19 protein-coding genes are annotated in these 25,983 nt (G+C 41.9%); 17 read left to right on the top strand and 2 right to left on the bottom strand.

The genetic code is table 11. From position 1 onward, the window contains the following. Positions 1-10: 10 nt before the first annotated feature. Both eda and B4N75_RS05645 read right to left on the bottom strand, forming a co-directional pair. Positions 11-979 (bottom strand): bifunctional 4-hydroxy-2-oxoglutarate aldolase/2-dehydro-3-deoxy-phosphogluconate aldolase, encoded by a 969-nt coding sequence (gene eda / locus B4N75_RS05650; RefSeq protein ID WP_296022658.1) that lies wholly within the window; start codon positions 977-979, stop codon positions 11-13. 87 nt (positions 980-1,066) lie between these two features. Further along, entirely contained in the window at positions 1,067-2,089 is a 1,023-nt protein-coding gene (locus B4N75_RS05645) for a DNA/RNA non-specific endonuclease (RefSeq protein ID WP_296667817.1), read from the bottom strand. Positions 2,090-2,225: 136 nt separating this feature from the next. Here B4N75_RS05645 and asnA point away from each other — a divergent pair, with 136 nt between their 5' ends. From asnA to lon, 17 genes are all read left to right on the top strand, one after another. After that, the gene (asnA, locus tag B4N75_RS05640) at positions 2,226-3,263 is read left to right on the top strand and encodes an aspartate--ammonia ligase (RefSeq protein WP_296667815.1); all 1,038 of its coding nucleotides are present in this window, start codon (positions 2,226-2,228) and stop codon (positions 3,261-3,263) included. 125 nt (positions 3,264-3,388) lie between these two features. Beyond that, complete coding sequence (locus B4N75_RS05635; protein ID WP_296667813.1) at positions 3,389-4,387, top strand: hypothetical protein; 999 nt, start codon at positions 3,389-3,391, stop codon at positions 4,385-4,387. Positions 4,388-4,451: 64 nt separating this feature from the next. Next, on the top strand, positions 4,452-5,066 hold the full coding sequence (locus tag B4N75_RS05630; protein WP_296667811.1) for a nucleotide exchange factor GrpE: 615 nt from the start codon (positions 4,452-4,454) through the stop codon (positions 5,064-5,066). Between the two features lie 92 nt (positions 5,067-5,158). Further along, the gene (dnaK, locus tag B4N75_RS05625; RefSeq protein WP_296667809.1) at positions 5,159-7,117 is read left to right on the top strand and encodes a molecular chaperone DnaK; all 1,959 of its coding nucleotides are present in this window, start codon (positions 5,159-5,161) and stop codon (positions 7,115-7,117) included. Between the two features lie 155 nt (positions 7,118-7,272). Next, complete coding sequence (dnaJ, locus tag B4N75_RS05620; RefSeq protein ID WP_296667807.1) at positions 7,273-8,427, top strand: molecular chaperone DnaJ; 1,155 nt, start codon at positions 7,273-7,275, stop codon at positions 8,425-8,427. A gap of 2 nt (positions 8,428-8,429) precedes the next feature. Beyond that, positions 8,430-9,329 carry a M28 family peptidase gene (locus B4N75_RS05615; protein ID WP_296022665.1) on the top strand — a complete coding sequence of 300 codons (900 nt, stop codon included), beginning with the start codon at positions 8,430-8,432 and terminating at the stop codon, positions 9,327-9,329. Positions 9,330-9,429: 100 nt separating this feature from the next. Next, a complete protein-coding gene (locus B4N75_RS05610; RefSeq protein ID WP_296667805.1) occupies positions 9,430-10,692 on the top strand; it encodes an argininosuccinate synthase in 1,263 nt (420 codons plus the stop codon). Positions 10,693-11,013: 321 nt separating this feature from the next. Beyond that, complete coding sequence (gene ppk1, locus B4N75_RS05605; protein WP_296667803.1) at positions 11,014-13,140, top strand: polyphosphate kinase 1; 2,127 nt, start codon at positions 11,014-11,016, stop codon at positions 13,138-13,140. Positions 13,141-13,290: 150 nt separating this feature from the next. Continuing rightward, complete coding sequence (locus B4N75_RS05600) at positions 13,291-14,352, top strand: 6-phosphofructokinase (RefSeq protein WP_296022668.1); 1,062 nt, start codon at positions 13,291-13,293, stop codon at positions 14,350-14,352. Positions 14,353-14,595: 243 nt separating this feature from the next. Next, positions 14,596-15,906: a pectate lyase gene (gene pelA / locus B4N75_RS05595; protein ID WP_296667802.1), complete on the top strand. Its 1,311-nt coding sequence runs from the start codon at positions 14,596-14,598 to the stop codon at positions 15,904-15,906. A gap of 100 nt (positions 15,907-16,006) precedes the next feature. Beyond that, positions 16,007-17,563, top strand: a complete 1,557-nt coding sequence (locus tag B4N75_RS05590; protein WP_296667800.1) for an alkaline phosphatase — start codon at positions 16,007-16,009, stop codon at positions 17,561-17,563. A gap of 47 nt (positions 17,564-17,610) precedes the next feature. Beyond that, positions 17,611-18,774, top strand: a complete 1,164-nt coding sequence (locus tag B4N75_RS05585; protein WP_296667798.1) for a YibE/F family protein — start codon at positions 17,611-17,613, stop codon at positions 18,772-18,774. Positions 18,775-18,961: 187 nt separating this feature from the next. Next, positions 18,962-19,894 (top strand): RluA family pseudouridine synthase, encoded by a 933-nt coding sequence (locus tag B4N75_RS05580; protein ID WP_296667796.1) that lies wholly within the window; start codon positions 18,962-18,964, stop codon positions 19,892-19,894. Between the two features lie 59 nt (positions 19,895-19,953). Then, entirely contained in the window at positions 19,954-20,298 is a 345-nt protein-coding gene (locus B4N75_RS05575; RefSeq protein WP_296022674.1) for an FHA domain-containing protein, read from the top strand. A gap of 23 nt (positions 20,299-20,321) precedes the next feature. Then, the gene (locus tag B4N75_RS05570; RefSeq protein WP_296667794.1) at positions 20,322-21,452 is read left to right on the top strand and encodes a metallophosphoesterase; all 1,131 of its coding nucleotides are present in this window, start codon (positions 20,322-20,324) and stop codon (positions 21,450-21,452) included. Positions 21,453-21,495: 43 nt separating this feature from the next. Continuing rightward, positions 21,496-23,181, top strand: a complete 1,686-nt coding sequence (locus B4N75_RS05565; RefSeq protein ID WP_296667793.1) for a serine/threonine protein kinase — start codon at positions 21,496-21,498, stop codon at positions 23,179-23,181. A gap of 40 nt (positions 23,182-23,221) precedes the next feature. Further along, positions 23,222-25,963, top strand: a complete 2,742-nt coding sequence (gene lon / locus B4N75_RS05560; protein ID WP_296667792.1) for an endopeptidase La — start codon at positions 23,222-23,224, stop codon at positions 25,961-25,963. Positions 25,964-25,983: the final 20 nt, after the last annotated feature.

Raw genomic sequence — 25,983 nt, 5'->3', positions numbered from 1 at the left:
TCTAAAAAACTTACGCTCTCTTCAAGTGGATTGCAAATCCGCCAACTTCCTTGTCGAGGTAAACAACCTTGAGCGGAGAAGCGTTGGCTTTGCCTGTCCATTTTTCTGTTCCGGCAACCGGGTTGAAGCCGAACTTTTTGAGGTAAGCGAGCGCGCGTTCTACGTTGTTGCAAACCATTGAGATGTGGCCGTTTGTTCCGCGTCCGTTCTCTTTCATGATTTCAACCTGCTCAGAAGCGAAGATTGAAGAGTTGCCGAATTTTGAAGCGAATCCGAAAAGCTCGAACTGAGCCGCGATTTCTTTAGCCTCAGCCTCGTTCTTTGCGTTGATTCCCATGTGGTCAATGTGGAATCCGTGCATTGCCTTTACAGCGTCTTTGCAGATCTGTGTGATTTCGTCCCATTTCTCGCCTTCGATCAATGGCTTTTTAACCATCCATGTTCCGCCCATGCAGAGAATGTTCTTGCGTTTTGCATATTCAGAAACATTTTCTGTGTTTACGCCGCCTGTCGGCATGAATGTGCACTGCGGGAATGGACCGCCGAAGTCGTCGATGATTTTGTATCCGCCCTTGCGCTCAGCAGGGAAAAGCTTAAGGTGTGTAACGCCCTTGTTGATACAAGCTGTGATTTCTGACGGGTTTGAAATTCCAGGCATTGTTGGAATGTTGTGCGCGATGCACCAGTCAACAACTTCCGGATTGTATCCTGGAGAAACGATGAATTTTGCTCCGGCTTTTACAGCGCGCTCAGCCTGCTCAACGTTGAGGACAGTTCCTGCTCCAACGAGCATATCAGGCTCAGCCTTAATCATTGCTTCAATCGCTTCTGCTGCGCATGCTGTGCGGAATGTAACCTCAGAAGCAGGAAGTCCGCCCTTTACAAGAGCGTGAGCAAGATCAGCCGCCTTGGAAGCGTCTTCGATTGCGACTACTGGAATGATACCAATGTCACGGAATGTGTCATAAACATCTGCCATTTTAGGACCTCTAATTAGATTAAATATAATATCTACAATATAGTGAATTTTGAAACGAGTGTAAACGATAAGAAAAAACTTGCGGCTTTATTCCCAGATGCTTTTGTCAAAATCCGACTCTGCCGCTTTTTCGGCGGTGTCTTCGAGCTCATAGAAAAAGTCTATTCCTGTGCGTTTTTCCACTTCTGCGACTGTTACGGCATAATTAAATATTGTGTCATTGCATTTTTGGTTTGGAAAAATAAATCCGATTGCAGCAATGTTTTTTGCGTCCTCTGGTGTATTTTTGTCTTTTTCGTCCTCATAGAGCGGCGCCAAAATGACTTTGTAGTAATACTCTGGAACGCTTACTTTATTTGCGCCGATTGATTTGTAGCTGCCGGCATTTTTTTCGAGTATTGGACCTGAAACGACATAGACCCGTCCAAATTTTTTTGCCCAGTCTCTGACTGTGGATTCGAGGTCTTTCCAAATTCCGCGGTTAAAGCTTCCGGCCTGGGGGCTCATGTTTGTCATGTAGAAAGTTTCGCTCATGGCTGTTTTGTCGAAGGCGAAGTCGGCCGCAGGAGAAAGGTGCCCGCGGTCGTAGCCCGTTTTTTTGTAGTCGTCTGGAGTCGCGGAGCCTGTTGAAATTTTCGGGTCGGCGCGGAAGTCGTCCGAGCGGCTTGCGTTTTTTACGAGATGCCCGTCTGTAAGGCAGTAGGCGCTCCATTCTGCCTGCTCATAGCTTTCGCGGTAGCACAGTGAATAATATTCGTAGGCGCGGTGCTCGTGATCCTGAACGTTTTTGCCTGTTCCTGCACAGCGCGGTTCTGCCAGATTTTGAGAAAGGTAAATAAAACCGTCTGAGGACGGGGTGGCGGCGGAAGAAGTTTTGTCCGCGGCTTCGTTTTTTGAAGGCGGATTTTTGTCTTCTTGTGTCTGAGGCTCTGCCGGAAGAAATCTTGAAATTGCAGTCTTTGCCTTTTCAATTTTTGGATCTGCGAATTCTCTTACCTGAGGAACTTTTTCGTAAAGAAAAATGCCGAGGACGACAATAAAAATTACTGCTGTAACAATTTTATTGAGTCTGGAATTTCGTCTTTTTCGTGATTTTGAGTTTTTTGCCATAATGCGTGAATAATAGCACGAATTTCCAAAATATAGAAGAAACAAGGGCATATCTGTGATTGGTATTTTCTAAAAACAAAAAATTCAATAAAATTGAAGAAAGATTGAAAATGCGTTTTTGCGCAAGGAATTTGCAATGTCTAATTTAATTTTTCCGGAAGGTTATAAATCTCTGCTTGGTGAAAAGGAAACCGAGCATGCCATTGTCTTGATAAAAGATTTTTTTCAGCTTCAGCTTTCTACCGCCCTTAATTTGACCCGTGTTACGGCGCCTCTTTTTGTTGAAAGCGGAAAAGGCTTGAACGATGATTTGAACGGCGTTGAACGCGCCGTAAAATTTCCTGTAAAAGACATGGGCGACGCCCAGATGGAAATAGTTCATTCTCTTGCAAAATGGAAGCGCGTAAAAGTTACCTCGATGGGGCTTGAGCCAGGTTTTGGCATTTATACGGACATGAATGCAATCCGCGCCGACGAGGAAATGGACAATATTCATTCTCTGTACGTAGACCAATGGGACTGGTGCGCTGCAATTACCGAAGAAGACCGCAACGTTATGTATTTGAAGCAGACTGTAAGAAAAATTTATGACTGCCTTAAACGCACTGAATTTTTTATTTACGACAGATACGATATGATTGAGCCGATTTTGCCTGAGCAGATCCATTTTGTTTTTGCCGATGACTTGCAGAAAATGTATCCGGCTCTAACTCCAAAAGAACGCGAAAATAAAATCTGCCAGGAATATGGCGCTGTGTTCCTTATTGGAATCGGCGGAAAATTGCCTGACGGAACAATTCACGACGGCCGTGCTCCTGACTATGACGACTGGATTACGGAAACTGGAGACGGACACCGCGGCTTGAACGGTGATTTGCTCGTCTGGAATCCTGTCTTAAAGACTTCTTACGAGCTTTCTTCTATGGGAATCCGCGTGAATCCTGAGTCTCTTAAGGCCCAGCTTGAAGAACGAGGATGCCTTGAGCGTTGCAATCTTGAATTCCATAGACGTCTTTTGGCCGGAGAGCTTGTCCAGACTATGGGCGGAGGAATCGGCCAGAGCCGTTTGTGCATGTTCTTTTTGAGAAAAGCCCATATTGGCGAAACTCAGGTAAGCATATGGCCTGAGCAGATGAGAAAAGAGTGCGGCGAGCACGGAATTTATCTGCTTTAGGTGAATTTTCGCACTAGCGCTGGAAGGGGCGCAAAGCGTTGCCGGGCTTTTGCGCGGCAATGAACGTTAGTGAACCCCGGACATAGCGGCGGCTTTAGCCGAAGTGCCAGATTGAACAGATTTTTATGGAAAAAACATTTACTTTTAATTCGCGTCAGCTTGAAACTTCTCTTGCGTCCTTTTCTGAAAAGGGGATTACGGAATTTACCTTGCAGGATTCTGAAATTTTGAGACATAAGGGGCGGCTTTTGAAGTTTTTGCAGGCGGTCAGAAAAAATGCGCCGGATTTGTTTGTTACTCTTCCTGTTGATGCGAAAATTCTTGACATGGACATTTGCAAGGCTTGCGCAGAGTTGAATTGCTCGCTTGATATTGCTCTTGACGGCGAAAATAAAGGCGGAAATTTTCTTTTTGACAAGAAGTTTTTTGCCAGGCGTGCGCAAATGCTCAATACTCTGGGACTTGTCTTTGGCTTTGACCTGAGCTTTGCTTTTCATGAAGGCGACAAGTTAAAATCTTTTTTTGACAGGCTTAATTTTTCGGTGAGCCTGTATCCGAATCACATTGATTTTCCGCAGATTGAAGCTGAGCTTTCGGACAGAAAAAAATTTGAGGCAAAGCCGACAGCCGCTTTTTCAACGCAGGATATAAGGCGTTCTGAAAACATTGCCCGTTCTGCCAGCGTTTTTTATTCGTACGGCCGGGCTGTAACGTGGTTTTTGGCGGTCCTTGCTCCTTTAAAGATCGAGCCTGTAAAATTCTTTGAAGATTTTTTTGAATGGCAGAAGCTGAATAATTACGGGCTTGAAAATGGAATTGAAAAAATTGCCGGATTACATTCTGAAATTGAAAAAATGCAGCTTGAATTTTTAAAATTCAAATATGAAGAAAAAAACAAGGGCCAGCTTTTTGAGGTTGTGAGCAATATTGTGCGTTTGAACGGAGCGTTGAGCCGGTGTTTTGGAGAAGGAGAGGAGAGCATTGTCGAAATGTCTTATAATCCCGATGAAATTTTGAGCGGCCAGGCTATGAACGTGCAGTCTTTTTTTGACAATTCGTTCATGGAATACAGCCGCGTAAAGGTTTTTATGGGAAGCGGCGGCCCGGATTTTAAGTATTGCTAAAATTATTGTAAAAAAACGTATTTTTTTGTTGACGATTAAACCTTGAAATTGTTAATTTTTAAGTATGGACAAGAAAAATCATAAAGCAGAAGAAAAATCTGCTGAAAATCAGAATGAAAAAAAAGCGCAGGACGCCGAAAAAACTGAAGAAAAAGGCTCTCAGCCAGAAGAGGCAAAAACTTCTGGGCAGAAAAATGACGAGCCTGCTGCAAAGACTTCAGAAGAGCGCATTGCAGAGCTTGAGGCGCAGATTGAGCAGATGAAAAAAGATGCCCTTTACAAGGCTGCCGAAAACGACAACTGGCGCAAACGCATGCTGCAGCAGAAAGAGGATGCTGTTGCATACGCAAATGAAAGTCTTTTGAGCGATCTTCTTGACAGTCTTGATAATTTTGACCGTACTCTTGATGCGGCAAAAGACATAAAAGAGGCAAAGCCGATTGTTGACGGCATTAAGCTTACAAACAAATCGCTCGTAAGCATGCTCGAAAACAAATACAATCTGGTTGCTTTTGGAAAGGAAGGTGATGATTTTGATCCTGAGCTCCACGAGGCGATTGGAATGCAGGAAGGCGATGTTAAAAAAGAACAGCTTTTACAGGTATATCTTAAAGGCTACAAGCTTAAGGACAGAGTAATCCGTCATGCAAAGGTGATGGTTATAAAGCCTAAGGCTTAAAAATAAAATTGTAAATATTTTCAAAAGCTGATTCCGTTGATTTTTGAAAAAAATAAATAAAAAATCGGGAATTGGTTTTTCGGAGGCTTAATATGGGAAAGATTATTGGTATTGACCTTGGTACTACAACTTCAGAAGTATCAGTTATGGAAAACGGACAGGCGACTGTCATTCAGAATTCAGAAGGCGGAAGAATTACTCCTTCAATCGTTGGTTTTACTGCGAAAGGCGAGCGCATTGTAGGCCAGGCTGCGAAAAACCAGGCGATTACAAACCCTAAGAATACGGTTTATGAAGTAAAACGTCTTATCGGAAAGCGCTACTCTGACCTTCAGGAAGAAATTAAGCGTGTTCCTTATGAAATCGTTCAGAAAGGTGAAAATGTCGCTGTTGTTGTAACAGACAACGGCCAGAAGAAGGAATATACTCCTCAGGAAATTTCTGCGTTCATCTTGCAGAAAATGAAGAAAACTGCTGAGGATTATCTTGGCGAGACTGTAACAGATGCTGTAATCACAGTTCCTGCTTACTTTAATGATGCCCAGCGTCAGGCTACAAAAGATGCCGGAACTATTGCCGGTCTTAACGTAAAACGTATTATCAACGAGCCTACTGCCGCGGCTCTTGCTTTTGGTCTTAAAGAAGATAAAAACAAGGAAAAAGTTCTTGCAGTAATCGATGAAGGCGGCGGTACTCTCGATGTTACAATCCTTGATATGGCTGACGGCGTATTTGAAGTTAAGGCTACTAACGGTGATACTCATCTTGGTGGCGCAGACTGGGACAATGCTATTGCAGACTGGCTTGTAACTTCATTTAAGGCTGATACAGGAATCGACCTTACAAAAGACCCGATGGCTATGCAGCGTATTAAGGATGCTTCTGAACAGGCAAAAATCGCTCTTTCTAACCAGACAACGACAGATATTAACTTGCCGTTCATCACTGCGGATGCTACAGGTCCAAAGCACTTGCAGAAAACTTTGACACGCGCAGAATTTGAAAGAATGACACAGAGCCTTTGGGACAGAGTTTTGATTCCTTGTCAGAACGCGCTTAAGGATTCTGGATATACAAAAGACCAGATTAACGAGGTTCTTCTTATCGGAGGTTCTTCTCGTATGCCGAAATTCCAGGAAGTTGTAAAGAACTTCTTCGGAAAAGAGCCGTTGAAGGGAATCAACCCGGACGAAGCCGTATCTATGGGTGCTGCTATTCAGGGCGGTGTTCTTGCAGGAGATGTAAAGGATGTTCTTCTTCTCGATGTAACACCTCTTTCTCTTGGAATCGAAACAATGGGCGGAGTTATGACAAAGCTTATTCCAAGAAATACTACAATTCCTACAAAGAAGAGCCAGATTTTCTCTACAGCTGCTGATGGTCAGACAGCGGTTACAATTCACGTATTGCAGGGCGAGCGTGAAATGGCTTCTGAGAACAAGACTCTTGGAAACTTTGACCTTGTTGGTATTCCAGCCGCTCCTCGTGGCGTTCCGCAGATTGAAGTTACATTTGATATTGATGCGAACGGCATTGTTCACGTTTCTGCAAAGGATATGGGAACAGGCAAGGAGCAGCATATTCAGATCACTTCTTCTTCAGGATTGAGCAAGGAAGAAATCGACCGCATGGTAAAAGATGCAGAGGCTCATGCAGATGAAGATAAAAAGCAGCGCGAGGCAGTTGACGTTAAAAACGAGGCTGACAGCTTGGTTTACGCTACTGAAAAGACTCTCAAAGATTTGGGCGACAAGGTAGACGGCGCTGAAAAGCAGAAAGTTGAAGACGCTGTTGCTGAGCTTAAAAAAGCTGTTGAAGGCGGAAATACCGAAGAAATCAAGTCAAAGACCGAGGCTTTGAAGCAGGCTTCTTACAAAATTGCTGAGGAAGTTTACAAGCAGCAGGGTGCGGGCGGTACTCAGGGTTCTGCCGGCGCTAATCCAGGAAGCGGCGCGGGTGCAAATGCTAGTGGAGATGCTGGTGCAAACAATAGCGGTTTTGATAAGGGAACTGCTGACGATGTGGCTTACGAAGTTCACGACGACAAATAAAAAATAAAATGAATGGAGGCTTTGAAGACTTTTAGTTTTTGAAGCCTTCTTGCAAAATAAGGCTGTTAAAACAATATTAAGTAGACAGCTCAAAAATGAATCAGCCGGTGCCGTTTTGACAGGGCTGATTTGTTCTTTTTAAAAGGTTTAGAAAAATGGCTGCAAAACGTGATTATTACGAAGTATTAGGCGTACAAAAAGGTGCTTCTGCTGATGAAATTAAAAAAGCATATAGAAAACTTGCTATAAAATATCATCCAGACAGAAACCCTGGAAATAAAGAGGCAGAGGAAAAATTCAAGGAAGCAACCGAAGCCTACGAAGTTCTTTCTGATGACAAGAAACGTCCGATTTATGATCAGTACGGCTTTGCAGGATTAGACGGAAGCTCGGGATTTGGCGGTGCTGGCGGATTTTCCAGTAGCCATGCATTCCACGATTTTTCTGACCTGTTCGGCGGAATGGGCGGCGGCTTTAGCGATATTTTTGAAGGAATTTTTGGAGGCGGACGCTCTTCTTCAAGAGCTAGAAATCCAAATGCTCCAGAGCAGGGACAGAGCCTGCGCTACGATCTGGACATTTCTTTCAAAGATGCTGTTTACGGAACTAAGGCCGAGATAAAATTCGCCCACAACGAAGCTTGTCCTGACTGCCACGGTTCCGGGGCAGCCGCAGGCGGAAGCAGAAAAACCTGCACAGCCTGCGGTGGAAGCGGTCAGATAAGAAGACAGGCTGGTTTTTTTGCTGTTCAGCAGACTTGTCCTACTTGTCATGGCGCTGGAACTGTAATCGACAAGCCTTGCAGTTCTTGCCATGGAAGCGGAGTTCAGGAAAAATCAAAACGTGTAACCCTTACAATTCCTGCCGGAGTTGATGACGGAAAAAGAATTGCAATCCACGGAGAAGGCGATGCCGGAAAAAACGGCGGACCTGCCGGAGACTTGATTGTTGTGCTTCATGTTGAGCCGCACACTTATTTTGAGCGGAGCGGTCAAGATCTTTACTGCGCTGTTCCTGTTACAATGGTTCAGGCGGCTCTTGGCGAAACAATTTTTATTACGACTTTGGACGGAAAAAAGATTGAATTTAAACTGCCGGCTGGAACTCAGAACGGAAAACTCCTGCGCATAAAAAACGAAGGCGTTCCTGTTTTAAATACAAGCCGAAAAGGAGATCTCTACATAAAAATTTTGGTTCAGGTTTCTTCACGGCTTTCCTCAAAACAGAAGGAACTGCTTGAGGAATTTTCAAAACTGGACAATGCGACGACAAGTCCAAATCCTGTTCCTCGTTCTTCGATTAACAGCTAAAGATGAATTTTTTGCCGGAAGATTACGAAGCTTACCTTGCCCCGGAAACAGACAGGCTTTCCTTTTTGAGAAAATACCTGTCTGACCGTGGCGTGCAGACTTCTGTAATTTATCTGGCAGGAAAAAAGCACATTTACGTAAATTTCCCTTCAAGTTCATATAATCCGCAATTTAAAATAAAAACTCTTATTTCTCATTACGACATTGTTTCTGGAAGTCCTGGAGCAAATGACAACAGTTCTGCAAATTTTGCTCTGGCGGATTTTGCCGTAAAAGTGAACGGATTGGCTTTAAAAGGCAAAGTTTTGAACATCCGCATGTTTTTTACAGATGGAGAAGAACTTGGAGAGGGCGGCGTGAGCGGGCAGGGCTCTTTTGCGCTGGCAGAGCTTTTTAAAAAACTCGGAATTGAAAATGATGATGTTTTTGTCTTTGATTCAGTCGGCCGGGGAACAGTTCCTGTTCTTGCAAGGGCTGGACTTGATGTTTTAATGAACTTAAAAAAAAACAGGCCTTTTGTAAAACGCTTTGCTTCGCTTTTTGAGAGGACTCAAAACATTTTGAGGGAAGCAAGTCCTCAAAAATGGATGACTTTGCCGGTTCCTTACAGCGACAATGCCGGTTTTTTAGCCTGTGGAATTCCTGCCGTGGCGATTACTATGCTTCCGAAAGAAGAGGCTTCTTTGTATTGTCTTGAACTTATGAAAGACAAAAATCTTGAAAAAACGGTTATGAACGCAAAGCTCAGCGAAAATGCGGATTTTGCATTTAAATACCGCGAAAAAATGCCTTTGACATGGCGGCTTTTTCATACCGAATATGACAATTATTTGAGCCTGACTCCTGAAAGTTTTAAAATAATTGAAAAAATTCTCGAAAAACTTTTGCCTTTATATGTCTGAATATTTCGTCTCTATTGCATAAAGTTGCATAAAACACTAGAGTATTTTGTATAAATATACAGTTTACCGTGCATTTTTTTGTACGGACGGGAGAAATAAAATGGCAAAAGATAAGGTTGTTCTTGCTTATTCTGGTGGATTGGATACAACGGTTATCATTCCTTGGCTTAAAGAAAATTATGACTACGATGTTATCGCTGTGTGTATTGATGTTGGCCAGTGCGATGACTGGGAGCACATTAAGGCTCGTGCCCTCAAAACTGGCGCTTCTGCCTGCTACGTTGTAGATGCACGTCAGGAATATATTGAAGAATATATCTGGCCGGCTCTCAAGGCAAATGCTGTTTACGAGGATGAATATCTTTTGGGAACTTCAACTGCCCGTCCTTTAATTGGAAAAATTCTTGTTGAGTATGCAAGGCAGGAAGGCGCTGTGGCAATTTGCCACGGTGCGACAGGAAAAGGAAATGACCAGGTCCGCTTTGAGCTTGCAATCAAGGCTTTTGCTCCTGACTTGAAGGTTATTGCCGCATGGCGCGATCCAAAATGGAATATGGACAGCCGCGAAGCAGAAATCAAATTTTTGGAAGACCGCGGACTTGAAGTTCCAATGAAAAAAGACCAGTCATATTCCCGCGACGAGAACATCTGGCACATCAGCCACGAAGGACTTGAGCTTGAAAAAACTTCAAACGAGCCAAACTACAAGCATATGCTCAAAAATACAGTTGTTCCGGAAGAGGCGGGCGACGGAGAATACGTTACAATCGAATGGGAAAAAGGAATTCCTGTAAGCTTGAACGGCAAAAAAATGAACGGTCTTGAGCTTATGCTCGAGCTCAACAAAATTGCCGGAAGAAACGGAGTCGGAATTGCCGACATCTGCGAAAACCGCTGCGTTGGAATGAAGAGCCGCGGAGTCTACGAGACTCCAGCCGGAACAGTTCTCTACTTTGCTCACAGAATGATGGATCATATCTGCCTTGACCGCGATACTTACCACTACAAGCAGCAGGTTGCTCTCCGCCTTGCAGAGCTTATTTACGACGGAAAAGTTTTCACACCGCTGTATGACGCTTTGATGGCGTTTGTTGACTCAACCCAGCAGACCGTAACAGGCTGGACAAAAGTAAAGCTCGTAAAGGGAATGGTTCGCGCCGCAGGCTCAGACTCAAAATACAGCCTTTACAACGAAAATATCGCTTCATTTACAACAGGCGAACTTTACGACCATAAGGACGCACAGGGCTTTATTACCTTGTTCGGCTTGCCTCTTAAAGTGCGCGCGATGATGGAGCAGAGTGTTGGCGAAGGCCGGGCAATTGCGGAAAGCAAAAGCCTTAAAAAACGCCCGACAGAGTAATAGTTTTTAACAAGAAACGTCCTGGAATTTTGTTTTCGGGACGTTTTTTTTGTTTTGGAGCGCAATCTGCAGTCTAGCCGGCTCTTGCTGCAAGTCCTCCTTCGCGTGCTCAGTCCGGTCTTTCCGCGACGATCCGGGCTAAGTTTTTTTTGAAAAACATCATTTTTTTTATTTTTTTGTAAAATTCTTGCCATAAAATCTTTTCGATAAAATTAACCAAAAATTAACGCTATTTATATAAAAATTTAATCAGCCTTTTTTAGACTCGGTTTTATACAAACAGCTGATTTATACAAACAGCTGAGTTTTTTTGAGGGTGATATGGCCGAAAATAATGTTTCTGTTTCTAAAAGAGATTTTTGTCCGGAAGATATTCCTTCTGAATGTTATGTAAACCGTGAGCTTTCGTGGCTTTCTTTTAACGAGCGGGTTCTGGACGAAGCCGGAAATCCTTCTGTTCCGATTGCCGAAAGGCTTTCATTTGTTTCGATTTTTCAGAGCAATCTTGACGAATTTTTTATGGTTCGGGTTGGTTCTCTCCGTGTTCAGGAAGAAAACGCCTTTAATGCCTGCGACAACAAAACAAAAATGACGGCTTCAGATCAGATTGCCGCAATTCTCCTTCGCGTAAAGGAACTTGAAATAAAAAAGGCAAAAATCTATGAGCAGCTTATGGGTGAGCTTGAAGTTCAAGGAATTCGCCTGATAAATTTTAATAAACTTTCTGACGAAGAGGGAAAAATCCTTGAGCAGTATTTTGACACTTGCATTTCTCCTTTTTTAAGTCCAATGATTGTCGGAAAACAGCAGCCTTTCCCGTTTCTTGCAAATAAGGAACTGAATGCGGTTGTCTTGCTTTCCAATAAAAACGGCAAAAACAGGATGGGAATTGTTCCCTGCACAAATACTATTTTTAAAAGACTGATAGAAATTCCTTCTCGTCCGGGAACTTTTATGCTTTGTGAGGAGCTGATTCTTCATTTCGTCACAAAACTTTTTACACGCTATTCAATTCGCGAAAAAGCCGTTGTAAGAATCACGAGAAACGCCGATATTGACGAGCATGACGCGATTGACGAAGATCTTGATTACAGAAATTTTATGGAAGATTTGATTAAGCAGCGCAAAAGAATGAGTCCTGTCCGCCTTGAGCTTAGCCGGAAAATAAATCCGCAGGCTAGAAGCGAGCTTGCAAAATTCGTAAAGATTTCGGAAGACGCGATAATTGATTCTGGAACTCCTCTTGATATGAAATTCGTTTTTCAGCTTCGGGAATATCTTCACGGCAAAAATGAGCTTTTCTACCGCCGGCGCCTGCCTCGTCCTTCCCGCGACATTGATATGCGCAAGAGAATAATTCCTCAAATAGAAAAAAAAGACGTTCTTTTATTCTATCCATTTGAAAATATGAAGCCGTTTTTGGGACTTTTGCACGAAGCAGCCGGCGACGAAAGCGTTGTTTCCATAAAGATTACGCTTTACCGCCTGGCAGACAAGAGCAAAATTGTCGAAGCTCTGGTTGAAGCTGCAGAAAACGGAAAGGAAGTTGTCGTTCTTGTCGAGCTCCGCGCAAGGTTTGACGAAGCGAACAATATTGAGATTTCGCGTGTTCTTGAGGATTCTGGCTGCCGGGTTATTTACGGTCTTGGTGAATATAAAGTTCACTCAAAGCTGTGCCTTATTACAAGAAACACAGGAAACGGAATTTCCTATATTACTCAGATTGGAACAGGAAACTACAACGAAAAAACGGCAGAGCTTTACACCGATTTTTCGCTTTTGACGGCAAATTCTGCAATCGGAAGCGATGCGGCGAAAGTTTTTAAGAATTTTCTTCTTGGCGAAGTTGTTGAAAGCGCTTCCTGTCTGCTTGTTGCGCCAAAATGCTTTCAGAGCAAGATTCTTGAATTTATTCATGAGGAAATTCAAAAAAAAGCAGAAGGAAAAGAAGCCTATATCGGAATAAAAATAAATTCGCTTACAGATAAGCCTATAATCGATGCCTTGATCGAGGCGTCGCGGGCCGGTGTAAAAATCGACATGTGCGTTAGAGGAATTTGCTGTCTTATTCCTGGAATTGCTGGCTGGACAGAAAATATTCGTATAGTGAGCATTGTAGGACGATATTTGGAACATTCGAGAATCTACTGGTTTGGAAAAGGCGAGGACGAAAAAGTTTTTATTGGTTCGGCGGATTTTATGACAAGAAACATGGTGCGCAGGGTTGAAGTTGGAGTGCCGGTTCTGAGCAAAAATTTGCGGACGAGAATAAAGAAAATTTTTGAAATCGAAATGAATGATACGGAAAAGGGCCGGGTTCTTGATTCTCATGGAATTTACGAAAAGCGAAACACAGAAATCGGCGGAAAGAAAAAATCTGTGAAACTTCTTAATTCGCAGGAATTCTTTTTTGACCAGGCATACAAGGTTGCAAGGAGTGTAAAATAAAAACAGCCGAAAATGGCGTCTGTTTTTATCTTTAAAAGTTTGCGTTGCAAACTTTCTTATCATCGGTTGTTTCTCGCTTCGTTGCGAAACAACTTAAAAAGTCAATTCTAAAACTGAAGTTTTAATCTTGACTTTTTATGGGAGTGTAAAATGAATGTTGGAATTTTAACGAGCGGCGGAGACTGCCAGGCTCTTAATGCCGCAATGCGCGGAGTTGCAAAAACTCTTTTTTATAAGTGTCCGGACGTAAAAATTTTGGGAATCGAAGACGGCTATAAAGGAATGATTTACGGCCGTTTTCATGAAATGACGGGAGATGATTTTTCTGGAATTTTGACGCAGGGCGGAACGATTCTTGGAACTTCGAGAGAGCCTTTTAAGCATATTGCCGATATTGCGGAGGACGGAGTGGACAAGGTTAAGGCGATGGAAGATTTTTACCGTCAAAAAAAACTTGACTGTCTTGTAGTCCTTGGCGGAAACGGCTCGATAAAAACAGCTTCGCTTTTAAGCTCGCGAGGATTGAACATTGTTGCGCTTCCAAAAACGATTGACAACGATATTTTCGGAACTGATATGACTTTTGGCTTTATGAGCGCGATTGACGTTGCTGTCGGCGCAATTGACTGCATTCACACGACCGCGGCAAGCCATAGCAGGGTTTTTATTGTCGAAGTTATGGGACACAAAACCGGACATCTTGCCTTGAACGCTGGAATGGCAGGCGGAGCAGACATTATTCTTCTTCCTGAAATTCCATACAGTATTGAAAAAATAATTTCAAAAATAGAAGAGCGCGAAAAAAACGGCAGGCATTTTACGATTATTGTGGCGGCGGAAGGAGCTGTTTCTGTCAGCGATTCAAAGCTTTCAAAAAAACAGCTTAAGGAAAAACGTGAAAAAACTCCAGTTTCGTTTGATCTTTCTGCCCAGATCCGGCTTATGAGCGGAAAAGACGTCCGGGTTACAATTCCGGGGCATACTCAAAGAGGCGGAAGCCCAAATGCCTATGACAGAATTTTATCTTCAAGGCTCGGCGCTGCGGCCGCAGGTTTTATTCTTGAAAAAAAATTTGGAGTTTTGGCCGCCATAAAAAATTCAAAGATTGTTGCAGAGCCTCTTTCTGAAGTTGCCGGAAAGTTAAAGACTGTCGATGTAAAATCTGAAGAAATAAAAGAAGCAAAAGCGCTTGGAATCTGTTTTGGCGATTAGTTTTTGGCAAAATTTAGCCCGGATGCTTGCATGCTGGCGCATGCTGCGGCTTTTGCTGACGCAAAACCCGTTTTATTTACGTGTGCGCCAAAGCGCACGACCGGGCTTTATAGCCCGGATTGGAGCACCGAAGTTGCCGGAACGGCAATGGAGCGGAAGCGCAAGTGCGGAAAGCCGGATTGAGAGTAAATTGTGCTCCTGAATTTTTATAATTTTGGTTTTCCGTGCTATAATTTTTTTATTATGAAAATTAATCTTTCTTTTCTGGCTTTTTTTTCTGTTTTTTTTGTTTTTGGCTGTCAGACTTCTTATGTCGAAAAAATTGAGAATGAGAATTCTCGTGTCGGGCAGAAGGAATTTGAGGATTTTGCTCAAAAAATGTATTTGCCTGTTTCGTTGAAAGAATTTTCTGACGGTTTTAACCACGCCCGCTATGTTTACAAAAATTCTGTTCCTCCTTACAAGCTTTATGACGAAGCTCAGATTGCCGGAATTGCCGAAAATATGGTCTTTTTGCAGAATCCTGACGGCGGCTGGGCAAAAAATCTTGATTATCAGCGGATTTTTACTTTGGAAGAACTAAAAGCTCTTCACGAAAAAAACAGCAGGCTCAAGCCTGTAACTTACAATCTAAAAACAGAATCTCACGGAAGCACGATGGACAACCGCAATATTTTTTCTCAAATTCGTTATCTTGCAAATGTTTACAAGCAGATTCCTGAAAAACGCTATGCAGAATGCGCAGAACGCGGAATTTTGTGGATTTTAAATGCGCAGGAACCGAAGACTGGAGGTTTTACCGGAGCGGACGTTTTTGCTATAACTTTTAACGATGATGTAATGGCGGATGTTCTTGCTTTTTTGAACGAGGTTGTTCAGAATCGGGAACTTTATGCTTTTGTTGATGAAGAAACTTGTGCCCGCGCTCAAAATGCGTATCTTCGCGGAATTGAATGTATCTTAAAAACTCAGATTACGGTTGCTTTGGAAGACGGCTCTAAAATCCTTACGGCATGGTGCCAGCAGCACAGTTACGAAAATTACGCTCCTGTCTGGGCGAGGGAATTTGAACCGCCTTCAATCTGTTCGACGGAATCTAAAAACGTGGTTAATTTTTTGATGAAAATTGAAAATCCTTCGCTTGAAATTCAAAATGCGATTATTTCTGCCTGCGAATTTTTTGACAGACCGGAAATTCGCATTCATGGCAAAAAACTTGTAAGAAAAACACGCAAGGCTGAAGTTTTGAACGGACGTTATTACGATTATGAGCAGGTTCTGGTTGATGAGCCGTCTGCTCCAGACTTGTGGGCGAGGTTTTATGCGCTGGATTCTTCTTTTGACGTTGTGGCTGGGGCAAGAAAGCCTGTCTCAGGAAATTATCCTTCTGTCTTAAGACCTGTTTGGTGCGACCGCGGATGCAAGTATGTCGAAGATTTTAATTCTCTTTCTGTCGAAAGACGCAACGGCTACGGATATACAACTTCTTCTATGGAAAGACTGATTTCGGTTGATTTTCCTGCATGGAAAAGGAAAAACGGAATTAGCCGCTAAAAACTGAGCCGATTTTTTACATTTATCTCATATTTTTTTCATCATTTTATAACATTTGGATTTTATCTTTTCGTTAAACCATTTGGAGGTACAAATTAAAATGATGAAAAGAAAAGAAATTTCACAGGAAAGTTTTCGTGGAATGATGAAACTTGCAGTAGGAGCGGCAATGTTTGCTGCAATGGCTTTTACTTCAAAAGTAGACGCTCAGCAGATTCAGGGAAATCCTACTGGAAAGGGAACTCCTAAATACGTCTTTTTGTTCATTGGCGACGGAATGAGCTATCCTCAGATTCAGAGTTCCGCATATTACCTTGGAAAAGACGCTGCAGGAATTGTTGATGTTGTAAAAAAATCAGAAAATCCAAAAGATTCACCTTATGGCGAAAATTTGAGCTTTATGAATTTCCCGGTTGCAGGAAGCGCTCAGACTTACGATGCGACGTCTTTTGCGCCAGATTCAGCTTCGACCGCAACATCGATCCTTACCGGAAAAAAAACACATTCTAGCTCTATCAATGTTGACATCACTAAAAAGCAGAAATTCCGCACGATTGCAGAACAGCTTCGCGACCAGAAAAACTGGAAAATCGGTGTAATTACAAGTGTAAACTTAAACCACGCAACCCCTGCGGCTTCTTACGCTCATCAGGCGAGCAGAAAGTCAAACTATCCGATTGGGCTTGAGCTTGTCGCTTCAAATTTCGACTATTTTGCAGGCGGAGCCTTGATGGAGCCTCAGGACAAAAAAAACGACAAGGAATCAATTTACTCTCTTGCACAGAAAGCCGGCTATAAAGTCTGCTTTACACAAAAAGATGCTTCAGCTCTCAAAAACGGAGACAAGGCTCTTGTAATTGCAGAAAATCTTGCAGATTCAGACGCGATGAACTACGCTCAGGACGCTCAAAAAGGCGAATGGACTCTCCGCGATTATGTTAAGAAGGGAATTGAAGTTCTCGACAACAAAAAAGGCTTTTTTATGGAAATTGAAGGCGGAAAGATCGACTGGGCTTGCCACGCAAACGATGCGCGTTCAACAATTGCCGACACTGTAGCTCTTTCTGACGCCGTAAAAGAAGCCATCGACTTTTACAACAAGCACCCGAAAGAAACTCTCATTATTGTAACTGCCGACCACGAAACTGGCGGACTTACAATCGGATTTGCCGGAACAGACTACAACTTGTTTTTCAATACTCTCAAAAACCAGAAAATTTCATATGCAAAATACGATTCTGACTTTATCTCAAATTACAAGAAAAACAACACTTCTTTTGACGATGTAATGAAAGACGTGACTGAATTGTTTGGACTTAAAGTTCCAGGTTCGGAAGGAAGCAGCAAAAACGGTGGGCTCGTGCTTACAGATTACGAGTATTCAAGACTTAAGGACGCATACGCAAAAACAATGTCTGGCGACAAAAAACGCGACCAGCGCGAATACGAGCTTTACGGAACTTACGAGCCGCTTTCTGTAACAATCACACACATTTTGAACAACAAGAGCGGAATCGGATTCACCTCTTATTCGCATACAGGTCTTCCAGTTCCAGTTTTCGCGCTCGGCGCAGGCCAGAACGAATTTGGCGGATATTACGATAACACCGACATTTACAAAAAAATGGCTGCTTTGACAAAAGTAGTTCAGGATTAGAAAACATATCGGTAGATCAAAATTAAATAAAAAGGAAAATTAAAAAAATGTCCAGATTATCACGTTCGGCAGTTTCGGTTATTGTTTCGCTTGCGTGCATTGCGGCTATGCTTTTTATTCCTACAGGGTTTGAAGGAGCCTTGCAGTTTAAGGATGCCGTAAAATGCCGTGCAAAAATAATTGAAGTTGACAACAGCCGTTTTATTGATACTGGACTTATTCGCACTGGACAGCAGGTGTGCACTGTCCGTTTCTTGTCCGGAAGGTTTAAGGGAAGAATTGCAGAAGGCTGGAATATGCTCAACGGCTCTCTTTCCCAAGACAAAATCTTCCGGCCGGGAGACACGGCCCAGGCTCTCGTTCAGTGGGAATTTTCCGACTTAAAAAATCCAGAAAAGGGAAGTGAGCAGATAATTTCGGTCAATCTTATCGATCATTTCCGTCTTCGTGGCGAACTTATCCTTGCTCTTGCGTTTTCTGTCTTCCTTATAGTTTTTGCAGGAGCAACAGGAGTCCGCTCAGTCCTTTCTTTTATTCTTACAGTCCTTGCTCTTTGGAAAATCATTGTTCCGCTTTATCTTAAAGGTTTTGACCCAATGCTTACGGGGCTTTTGGGAACCGCATTTTTAACGGTCGTTATAATCGCGCTTGTCTACGGATTTGACCGCCGACTTTTTTCTGCCGCCGGCGGAGCTATGCTAGGAATTGTTTTTTGCGCAGTTCTTTCGGTTATCTGCACAAAAACTCTAAAACTTCACGGCGCGGTCATGGCTCATTCAGAAAGCCTTTTATATTCAGGTTTTCAGTATTTAAATCTTACAAAAATCTTTATGAGCAGCATTTGCATTGGAGCGAGCGGTTCAGTTATGGATCTTGCGGTCGATATAACATCTGCCGTCAACGAAGTTGTAAAAAAATGTCCGTCAATCAGCCGTCTTGAAGCAATAAAATCCGGTCTTGCAGTTGCGCGGGCCGCAATGGGAACCATGACGACAACTCTTCTTCTTGCATATTCCGGAACTTGCCTTGCGCTTTTAATGACTTTTATGGCGCAGGGAACGCCGCTTTACAATATTTTGAACAACAATCAGGTCGCCGCCGAAATAATAAACACTGTCGCAGGAAGCTTTGGTCTTGCCGCAACAGCTCCGTTTACAGCGTTTTTGGCTGGAATGATTCTCGCAAAAAACTCAAAAAAACACGTCGATTGATTTTTTGCCGCTTTTTTTTCATAATTATACAAAATTATACAAAAAATTTGGGGTCATTTTTGTGGCTCTGCCACAAAAACCGGGCTGTACGCCGTTGCGCTGTCCGCTTCATTAAAACGCCAGTTGAAAACTGCCGTTTCAACGCCTTTGGCGCGGCTTCCATCCCTTGCCCGAAAAATATATAAAAATGAAAACTTTCAAAATTCTTTCCAAAAAAAAAATCCGCCTCGATGAGCTTTTACGTCAAAATCTTCCATTGCTCTTAAAAACAGAAATTTCCAATTCTAAAATCCGCCGTCTTATCGTTGCAGGAGCGGTAAGCGTAAATCAAAAGCAGGTTTTTGCGCCTTCTTTTACGGTTTTTGCAAAATCTTCTGTCTTTGTTTCTGTCGATAAAGAAAAACTTTTTTACGAAAAACAGCCCGACGACATAAAATTTGAGCTTACAGAAAAAAATGTTCTTTTTGAGGACGAATACATAATCGTAGTGAACAAGCCCTCGCATTTTCCGACCGAAAAATCCATGGTCGAAACTCGGGACAATCTTCATGCGGCTGTCGTCCGCTATCTTTTTGCAAGACAAAAAATTCAAAATCCGAATGCAAAAAATCCTCCTTACTGCGGCATAATGCACCGTCTTGACCGCGACACTTCCGGCGTAATTCTCTTTACAAAAAAACGCGAAGCAAATGCCGCCTGCCACGACATGTTTGAGCGGCATACAGCAAAAAAAAATTACGTTGCCGCCATTTTAAAAGAACCTGCCTCAAAAAAAATTACAGTTGATTTTCCTATGGGCAGAATAAGCCCGAAAGGCCAGAGCGCAAAATGGGGAAAACTTTCCGAAGAAAAAGGAGGCTTAAAAAGCCGCACGGAATTTGAGTTTTTTAAGGCAAATTCCCGCTTTTTTTTGTATTATTGCAAACCTCTTACAGGACGCACTCATCAAATTCGCGTCCATTTAGCAAGCCTTGGCTGTCCGATTTTGGGAGACGAATTATACGGCGGAAAACCTTATAAGAGAATTATGCTGCATGCAGCAAGCCTTAGTTTTCCGCACCCGGCAACAAAAAATGTAATGACCGTAACCGCTCCACTTCCTGGTGAATTTTCAGATTAAATAAATTTGCTTTTTGTTTTGATTTTACAGTTTTTCAGTTTGGTTGTATAATTCTATCCATGCAGGATACTACAATTGTAACAAGTTCGCCTGTCGGCCAGCATTTGGAAAAAATTGCTGATACCAGTCAGGTTTCATATTTAATGTTTAACAAAAAGAAAATCAATCTGGTCGCCAAAATGACAATCGGCCGTTCTCCAGACTGTAATATCGTAATTGACAACAAGCTTGCCAGCCGTTTGCATGCTTCGATTCAAAAAATCAAGGACGTTTTTTTTATAAAGGACGAAAATTCTACAAACGGAACTTTTATTAACGGAAGACGCATTCCAAATGACAAGTACGTTAAATTAAATCCGGGAGACAGGATTACAGTCGGTTCTGTAAATCTTGTTTTGGCGTAAAAATTTGCCAAAAAGGGCTGTCCGTGGATTTAAAAACTGAACTTTTTAATATTTACCGCTCCGAAGATTTTCCTGAATATGATGCTTTTATGCATCTTCTTGAAAAAGCCTTGAATCTTTTGGAAAATGAAAATTCACTTTACCGTCCGAAAGAAAAATATGGCGAAAAATTTTCCGGCGGCCTTTTGGATTTTTGCTCAGAAAAAAAATTCGGAAAAGAAAAAAAGCCCGTTGTTGTAATTCCAGACATTCATGCGCGCGAATATTTTTTATGGCATATTCTGAATTTTGAAATTGAACTGGAAGATTTAAACAAAACATCTGATTCTGAAAAAAAATCAGGGCAGGAGAATGAAGCTTGCTTAAATTCCGAAAAAACAGAAAACAAAGAAGAGCCTTCTTGCCGGAAAATGAGCATTTTGGAAGCGTGTCAAAAAAAACTGATTTACCTTGTATGCGTTGGAGACATTTTTCATTCAGAGATGCGCTGCTATGAGCGCTGGAAAGATGCGTTTTCTGAATTTAAACGGGGCGTAATAAAAAGCGAGGCGATGAATCAGGAAATGCTGGAAAACCTGAAAGTTTTGCAGATGATTTTAAAATTAAAGCTTTCTTGTCCGGAAAATTTTCACTGCTTGAAAGGCAATCATGAAAATATTCTGAACGAAGAAGGCCGCGGTAATCATCCTTTTTATAAAATGGCTGCGGAAGGTGAAATGTTCTATCAGTTTATGGCAGAACAGTACGATGATGCTGTCATTTATATTTTAAGCTGCCTTGAGCACGCTTTGCCGCTATGTGCGGTTTTTCCAAATCTTGTAATAAGCCATGCCGAGCCGTTTTTTGAATTGACCCGGTCAAAAATCATAAATTACAGAAAATTTCCTGAAGTAACGCTTGCGCTTACTTGGACGGCAAATGGCGAGGCAAAAAAAGACAGCGTTTCTGAAAGCATAAAGAATCTTCTTGGAAAAAACTGCGCAAATGCCGTGTGGATTGGCGGCCACAGGCCTGTAAAAAACAGATACGGACTGCGTCAGAATGGAAAATATGTGCAGATTCATAACCCGGACGAAGAAAATATTGCTGTTGTCAAGCCAGATAGAAAATTTAATCCGGAAACTGATATTTTGAGAGTGGATGTAGAGAATTAGAACTGAAATTTTAATCTTGACTTTTTATGGGAGTGTAAGTTTTATGGCAGAAAAAATTCCTGAAAGTATCGGAAAATACAAAATTCTTGGACTTGTTGCAAAAGGCGGAATGGGAGCGGTTTATAAAGCCGTTCATCCTTCTTTAAAAAGACTTGTAATCTTGAAAAAACTTACAATCCGAAACAATAAAATAGTCCGCGAGCGGTTTAAACGCGAAGCCCAAATTTTGCTCGATATGCAAAGCCCTTACATCGTTCATCTTTTTGACTATTTTGTCGAAGGTTCAAGCCATTATATTGTCGAAGAATTTGTTGAAGGTCTTTCCCTTGCTCAGGTTCTCGAAAAACAGGTTGCTCTTGGAACAGAACTTGCGCTTTTGATTTTTCAGGATGCCTGTCTTGCCTTGAAGTTTGCCCATGTAAGGGGAATTGTTCATCGCGACATTAAGCCTGGAAATATTCTTATTTCAAAAAGGGCGGAAGTAAAGCTTGCAGATTTTGGAATTGCCTCGACCGAAAGCGAAAATGAGCCGTCTCAAAAAAACGAAAGCGCCGCTGACAGTTCTGGAAAAACAGTTGCAGAAACTTCAACAACCCAGATTACAGGCGAATTGACAAGCCACGGCGTAACTTTGGGAACTCCTGCCTATATGTCTCCGGAACAGATCACAGACAGCAGAAGCGTAGACAGAAGGGCGGATATTTATTCGATGGGCGTAATGCTTTACGAAATGCTTACAGGAACAAAACCTTTTCCTTCAGCTTTAAATGCAGAAACTTTGGAAAAAATCCGCAAAGGAAAATACGTAAATCCGCGTAAAATCGACAGAAATATTCCTCCGGTAATTGCTGGAATGATAAAAAAAATGCTCAAGGCAAACCCGGCAAGAAGGTTTCAGTCGATTGATGCAGTTCTCAAAATTGTAAAAAAATATCTTTCTCATTACGATACTCACAAAATAAGAATTGCCCTTGCGCAGACTGTTCTTACAACAAGACAGTTTGCAATTCCTTCGTTTGAGCAGCGCGACAAAAAATTCAAAAAAATCGTCTGTGGAGTTTTGTCTGGAGTTGCGGCCTGCGTTCTTTTTTGCTTTGTTTGGAGCCGTGGCTATGTTCACAAAACTGTTTTACGGCATTGGTATAAGAGCGTTGTTTTAAATATGGAAATTCCTGTTGCTTCATCTGTGGACTCCGATCTTCCTTTGCGCGCATTCTTTTTTGCAGATGATGGAAAAGAAATTCCGGAAGTAAACGGAAGCCGCCGGATTTTTACTCAGCAGGCTCAAAATAATTCAAAAAACGTAAAAAACTATTCAACATATCCTGTTTATCTGCGTTCTGGAAAATACCGGATTAAAATTGCAGTAGGTCCTTATATAATGTGGCAGACTGTCGAAGTTGAAAAAGAAAATTTAAACTTAAAAATCAGCAGTCTTCGGAATGCAAACCGGCCTGTAAAAGTTCATGCAGAAAGTTACGACCGTTTTGAAGGGAATTCGCTTACTTCAAAGACAAAATTCTTTATTTCGTACCGCGGAAAATGGGTTTTGATGGACAGTGTTCCGTCAGGAAGCTTAAAAAGCGGTACTGTCGTAAAAATTCTTGCAAAATGCGAAGGCTACGAGGATGCTTTTTATTCTCTTATTCTTGACTGGTATCAGGATGAGCTTTTTTTGAATGCCGGACTTGAAAAATTGCAGGACAAAAGCAAATCCAAAGAGGAATAATTTTGTTGCCTACAGCCATTTTTATGGTTAAATTATAATTATGGCTAAAAATAATAACGACAATAATGACGAAAATAAACAGAATGACGCTTTAAAAGCTGTTGCTGAAAATTTAAAAAATGCAATAAATGAATTGGTTTCAAAGCATACGGATGCTGACGGAACTCCTGTCGATGTTGAAGTGACGGTAGAAAAAGATACTCCGCAGAAAGAAAAAAACGAAGGTGAAATTTCTGCAAAAAAAGACGAAACTGAAAAAAACGAAAAAAATACAGCCACAGGAAAAGAAGAAAAATCTAAAAAATCTTCAAAGAAAGGTGAACGGCGGACGGACGATTCCGCAAGTTCTATTATCACAGTTGAGCAGGCACTTCCTCTAAAATTGCCTTTGGTCGTTCTTAACGGGCATCCGATTTTTCCTGGAATTTTTACACCGCTTATGCTTTCTAATCCTGACGATGTAAAAATTGTCGAAGATTCGTTCGAGGCAAATGGCTTTATCGGTCTGGTGCTTTCAAAAACGGAAGATGAAAATGCCGTTGCAAGCGATTTGTACGATATTGGAACTGTTGCAAGAATTATAAAAAAAATAAACCTTCCTGACGGTGGAGTAAACATCTTTGTTTCGACAATAAAACGTTTTAAAATCCGCCGGGTTTTGTCTGCAAAAAATCCAATTGTTGTTGCGGTTCAGTATCTCGATGACGAAGAAAGCGATACGTTTGAAACAAAAGCCCTGACACGCGCGCTTATAAGCGAAATGAAAGAGATAAGCGACAATAATCCGCTGTTTTCCGAAGAAATGCGCTTAAATATGGTGAATATCGACAATCCTGGAAAAATTGCCGATTTTGTTGCTTCGATTTTAAATGTTGAAAAATCTGACCAGCAAAAAGTTCTCGAAGAGCTTAACGTGCGCTCAAGGCTTGAGCAGGTTCTTGTTTTTATAAAAAAAGAACAGGAACTTTTGCGGATGCAGAAGAAAATTCAAAATGAATTAAACGAAAAAATTGAAAAAAATCAGCGCGAATACTTTTTACGAGAAGAAATGAAATCAATTCAAGATGAGCTTGGAATCGGTGCCGATGGAGAAGGAAACGATTATTCAAAATTTAAGGAAAAAATTGAAGGATTTAAATTTGAAGGCGAAATAAAGGAAGCTTTGGAAAGCGAACTCGAAAAATTCAAATTGATGGATTCCAATTCTTCTGAATATTTTGTAAGCCGCAATTATCTTGAGCTGGTCTGCGCCCTTCCGTGGAATGAAGAGCCAAAAGAAAATCTCGATCTTGCAAAAGCATATAAAATTCTTGAAAAAGACCATTACGGCCTTGACGATGTAAAAAAACGAATTCTTGAATATCTTGCAGTCCGAAAGATGAAAAAAGACAACAAAGGTTCAATTTTGATTCTTGTAGGACCGCCGGGAGTCGGAAAAACTTCAATCGGACACTCTATTGCGAATGCAATGAACAAGCCTTTTTACAGGTTTAGCGTTGGAGGCATGCGCGACGAGGCTGAAATAAAAGGACACCGCAGAACGTATATTGGCGCAATGCCTGGAAAAATTCTTCAGGGATTAAAGATTACAAAGACAAAATCGCCGGTCTTTATGATTGACGAAGTTGATAAAATGGGGGCAAGTGTTCAGGGCGACCCTGCTAGCGCGCTTCTTGAAGTTTTGGATCCGGAGCAGAATGTAAGTTTCCGCGACAGCTATTTGGATTTGCCGTTTGACGTAAGCAATGTGTTTTTTATTTTGACGGCAAATACACTGGATTCAATTCCGGAACCTCTTTTAGACCGCGCCGAAATAATCCAGCTTTCTGGTTATATCGATCAGGAGAAACTTGAAATTGCAAGAAAATACCTTATTCCAAAAAATCTTGCAAAAAACGGACTTGCAAAAGGCCAGGTAAAATATACAAAGGCCGCTCTTTTGCGTATCGCAGAGGAATATGCGCGCGAGGCCGGTGTCCGCAATTACGAAAAATGTATTGATAAAATTCACAGAAAGATAATTACACGGCAGCTTTCTGGAATTCCTGAAAACATCAAGACTTTGAGCGAAGTAAAAGAAATCGAAAATAACGAATGCGATTCTCTGGACGGAAAACAGTTTAATATTGATGCAAAAGATTTGGATACTTATCTTGGCAAGCCTGTTTTTGACGAAAGCGAAATCAAACGGGCCGAAATTCCTGGAACTTGCATTGGCCTTGCCTGGACAAGCATGGGAGGCGACACTCTTCTTATAGAAGCAATCAGTTTTCCTGACAGCAAGGGCGGACTTGTCTTGACCGGACAGATGGGCGATGTTATGAAAGAATCTTCTCAAATTGCCTTTAACTATGTAAAGCAGTATGCAATTGAACACAAGATAAAGCCGCAGAGCTGGTTTGATCAGAATGTAATTCACCTGCATATTCCGGAAGGAGCAACGCCAAAGGACGGACCGAGCGCAGGCATTACGATGGCAGTAACATTTATGTCTCTTTTGACTGGAAGGGTTGTAAAAAGCGATGTTGCAATGACCGGAGAACTTGATTTGACAGGTTCTGTCATGGCAATCGGCGGTTTACGCGAAAAAACTGTAGCTGCCAAGAGAAACGGAGTAAAGACGATTTTTATTCCGAAGAGCAATGAGCGCGATCTTGAAGAAATTCCTGAAATCGTAAAAACGGGAATAAAATTTATTCCTGTAAAAAAAGCATTTGAGGTTTTTCAGCAGGTTTTCCAGCCGGAAAAAATCGTGCAGGAAAAAAGCGACTACGGATTTTAGCGCATAACGGGGCTTGTAGC

This window comes from Treponema sp. UBA7570, assembly GCA_002477955.1.
Classification (GTDB): domain Bacteria; phylum Spirochaetota; class Spirochaetia; order Treponematales; family Treponemataceae; genus Treponema_D.
Note: the sequence above shows the minus strand (reverse complement) of the source record. Positions and strands in the feature narration are given on the sequence as shown.

Excerpts from the sequence above, each read along its gene's own strand:
- eda (WP_296022658.1), bottom strand. The coding sequence starts at position 979 with ATGGCAGATGTTTATGACACATTCCGTGACATTGGTATCATTCCAGTA.
- B4N75_RS05645 (WP_296667817.1), bottom strand. The coding sequence starts at position 2,089 with ATGGCAAAAAACTCAAAATCACGAAAAAGACGAAATTCCAGACTCAAT.
- asnA (WP_296667815.1), top strand. The coding sequence starts at position 2,226 with ATGTCTAATTTAATTTTTCCGGAAGGTTATAAATCTCTGCTTGGTGAA.
- B4N75_RS05635 (WP_296667813.1), top strand. The coding sequence starts at position 3,389 with ATGGAAAAAACATTTACTTTTAATTCGCGTCAGCTTGAAACTTCTCTT.
- B4N75_RS05630 (WP_296667811.1), top strand. The coding sequence starts at position 4,452 with ATGGACAAGAAAAATCATAAAGCAGAAGAAAAATCTGCTGAAAATCAG.
- dnaK (WP_296667809.1), top strand. The coding sequence starts at position 5,159 with ATGGGAAAGATTATTGGTATTGACCTTGGTACTACAACTTCAGAAGTA.
- dnaJ (WP_296667807.1), top strand. The coding sequence starts at position 7,273 with ATGGCTGCAAAACGTGATTATTACGAAGTATTAGGCGTACAAAAAGGT.
- B4N75_RS05615 (WP_296022665.1), top strand. The coding sequence starts at position 8,430 with ATGAATTTTTTGCCGGAAGATTACGAAGCTTACCTTGCCCCGGAAACA.
- B4N75_RS05610 (WP_296667805.1), top strand. The coding sequence starts at position 9,430 with ATGGCAAAAGATAAGGTTGTTCTTGCTTATTCTGGTGGATTGGATACA.
- ppk1 (WP_296667803.1), top strand. The coding sequence starts at position 11,014 with ATGGCCGAAAATAATGTTTCTGTTTCTAAAAGAGATTTTTGTCCGGAA.
- B4N75_RS05600 (WP_296022668.1), top strand. The coding sequence starts at position 13,291 with ATGAATGTTGGAATTTTAACGAGCGGCGGAGACTGCCAGGCTCTTAAT.
- pelA (WP_296667802.1), top strand. The coding sequence starts at position 14,596 with ATGAAAATTAATCTTTCTTTTCTGGCTTTTTTTTCTGTTTTTTTTGTT.
- B4N75_RS05590 (WP_296667800.1), top strand. The coding sequence starts at position 16,007 with ATGATGAAAAGAAAAGAAATTTCACAGGAAAGTTTTCGTGGAATGATG.
- B4N75_RS05585 (WP_296667798.1), top strand. The coding sequence starts at position 17,611 with ATGTCCAGATTATCACGTTCGGCAGTTTCGGTTATTGTTTCGCTTGCG.
- B4N75_RS05580 (WP_296667796.1), top strand. The coding sequence starts at position 18,962 with ATGAAAACTTTCAAAATTCTTTCCAAAAAAAAAATCCGCCTCGATGAG.
- B4N75_RS05575 (WP_296022674.1), top strand. The coding sequence starts at position 19,954 with ATGCAGGATACTACAATTGTAACAAGTTCGCCTGTCGGCCAGCATTTG.
- B4N75_RS05565 (WP_296667793.1), top strand. The coding sequence starts at position 21,496 with ATGGCAGAAAAAATTCCTGAAAGTATCGGAAAATACAAAATTCTTGGA.
- lon (WP_296667792.1), top strand. The coding sequence starts at position 23,222 with ATGGCTAAAAATAATAACGACAATAATGACGAAAATAAACAGAATGAC.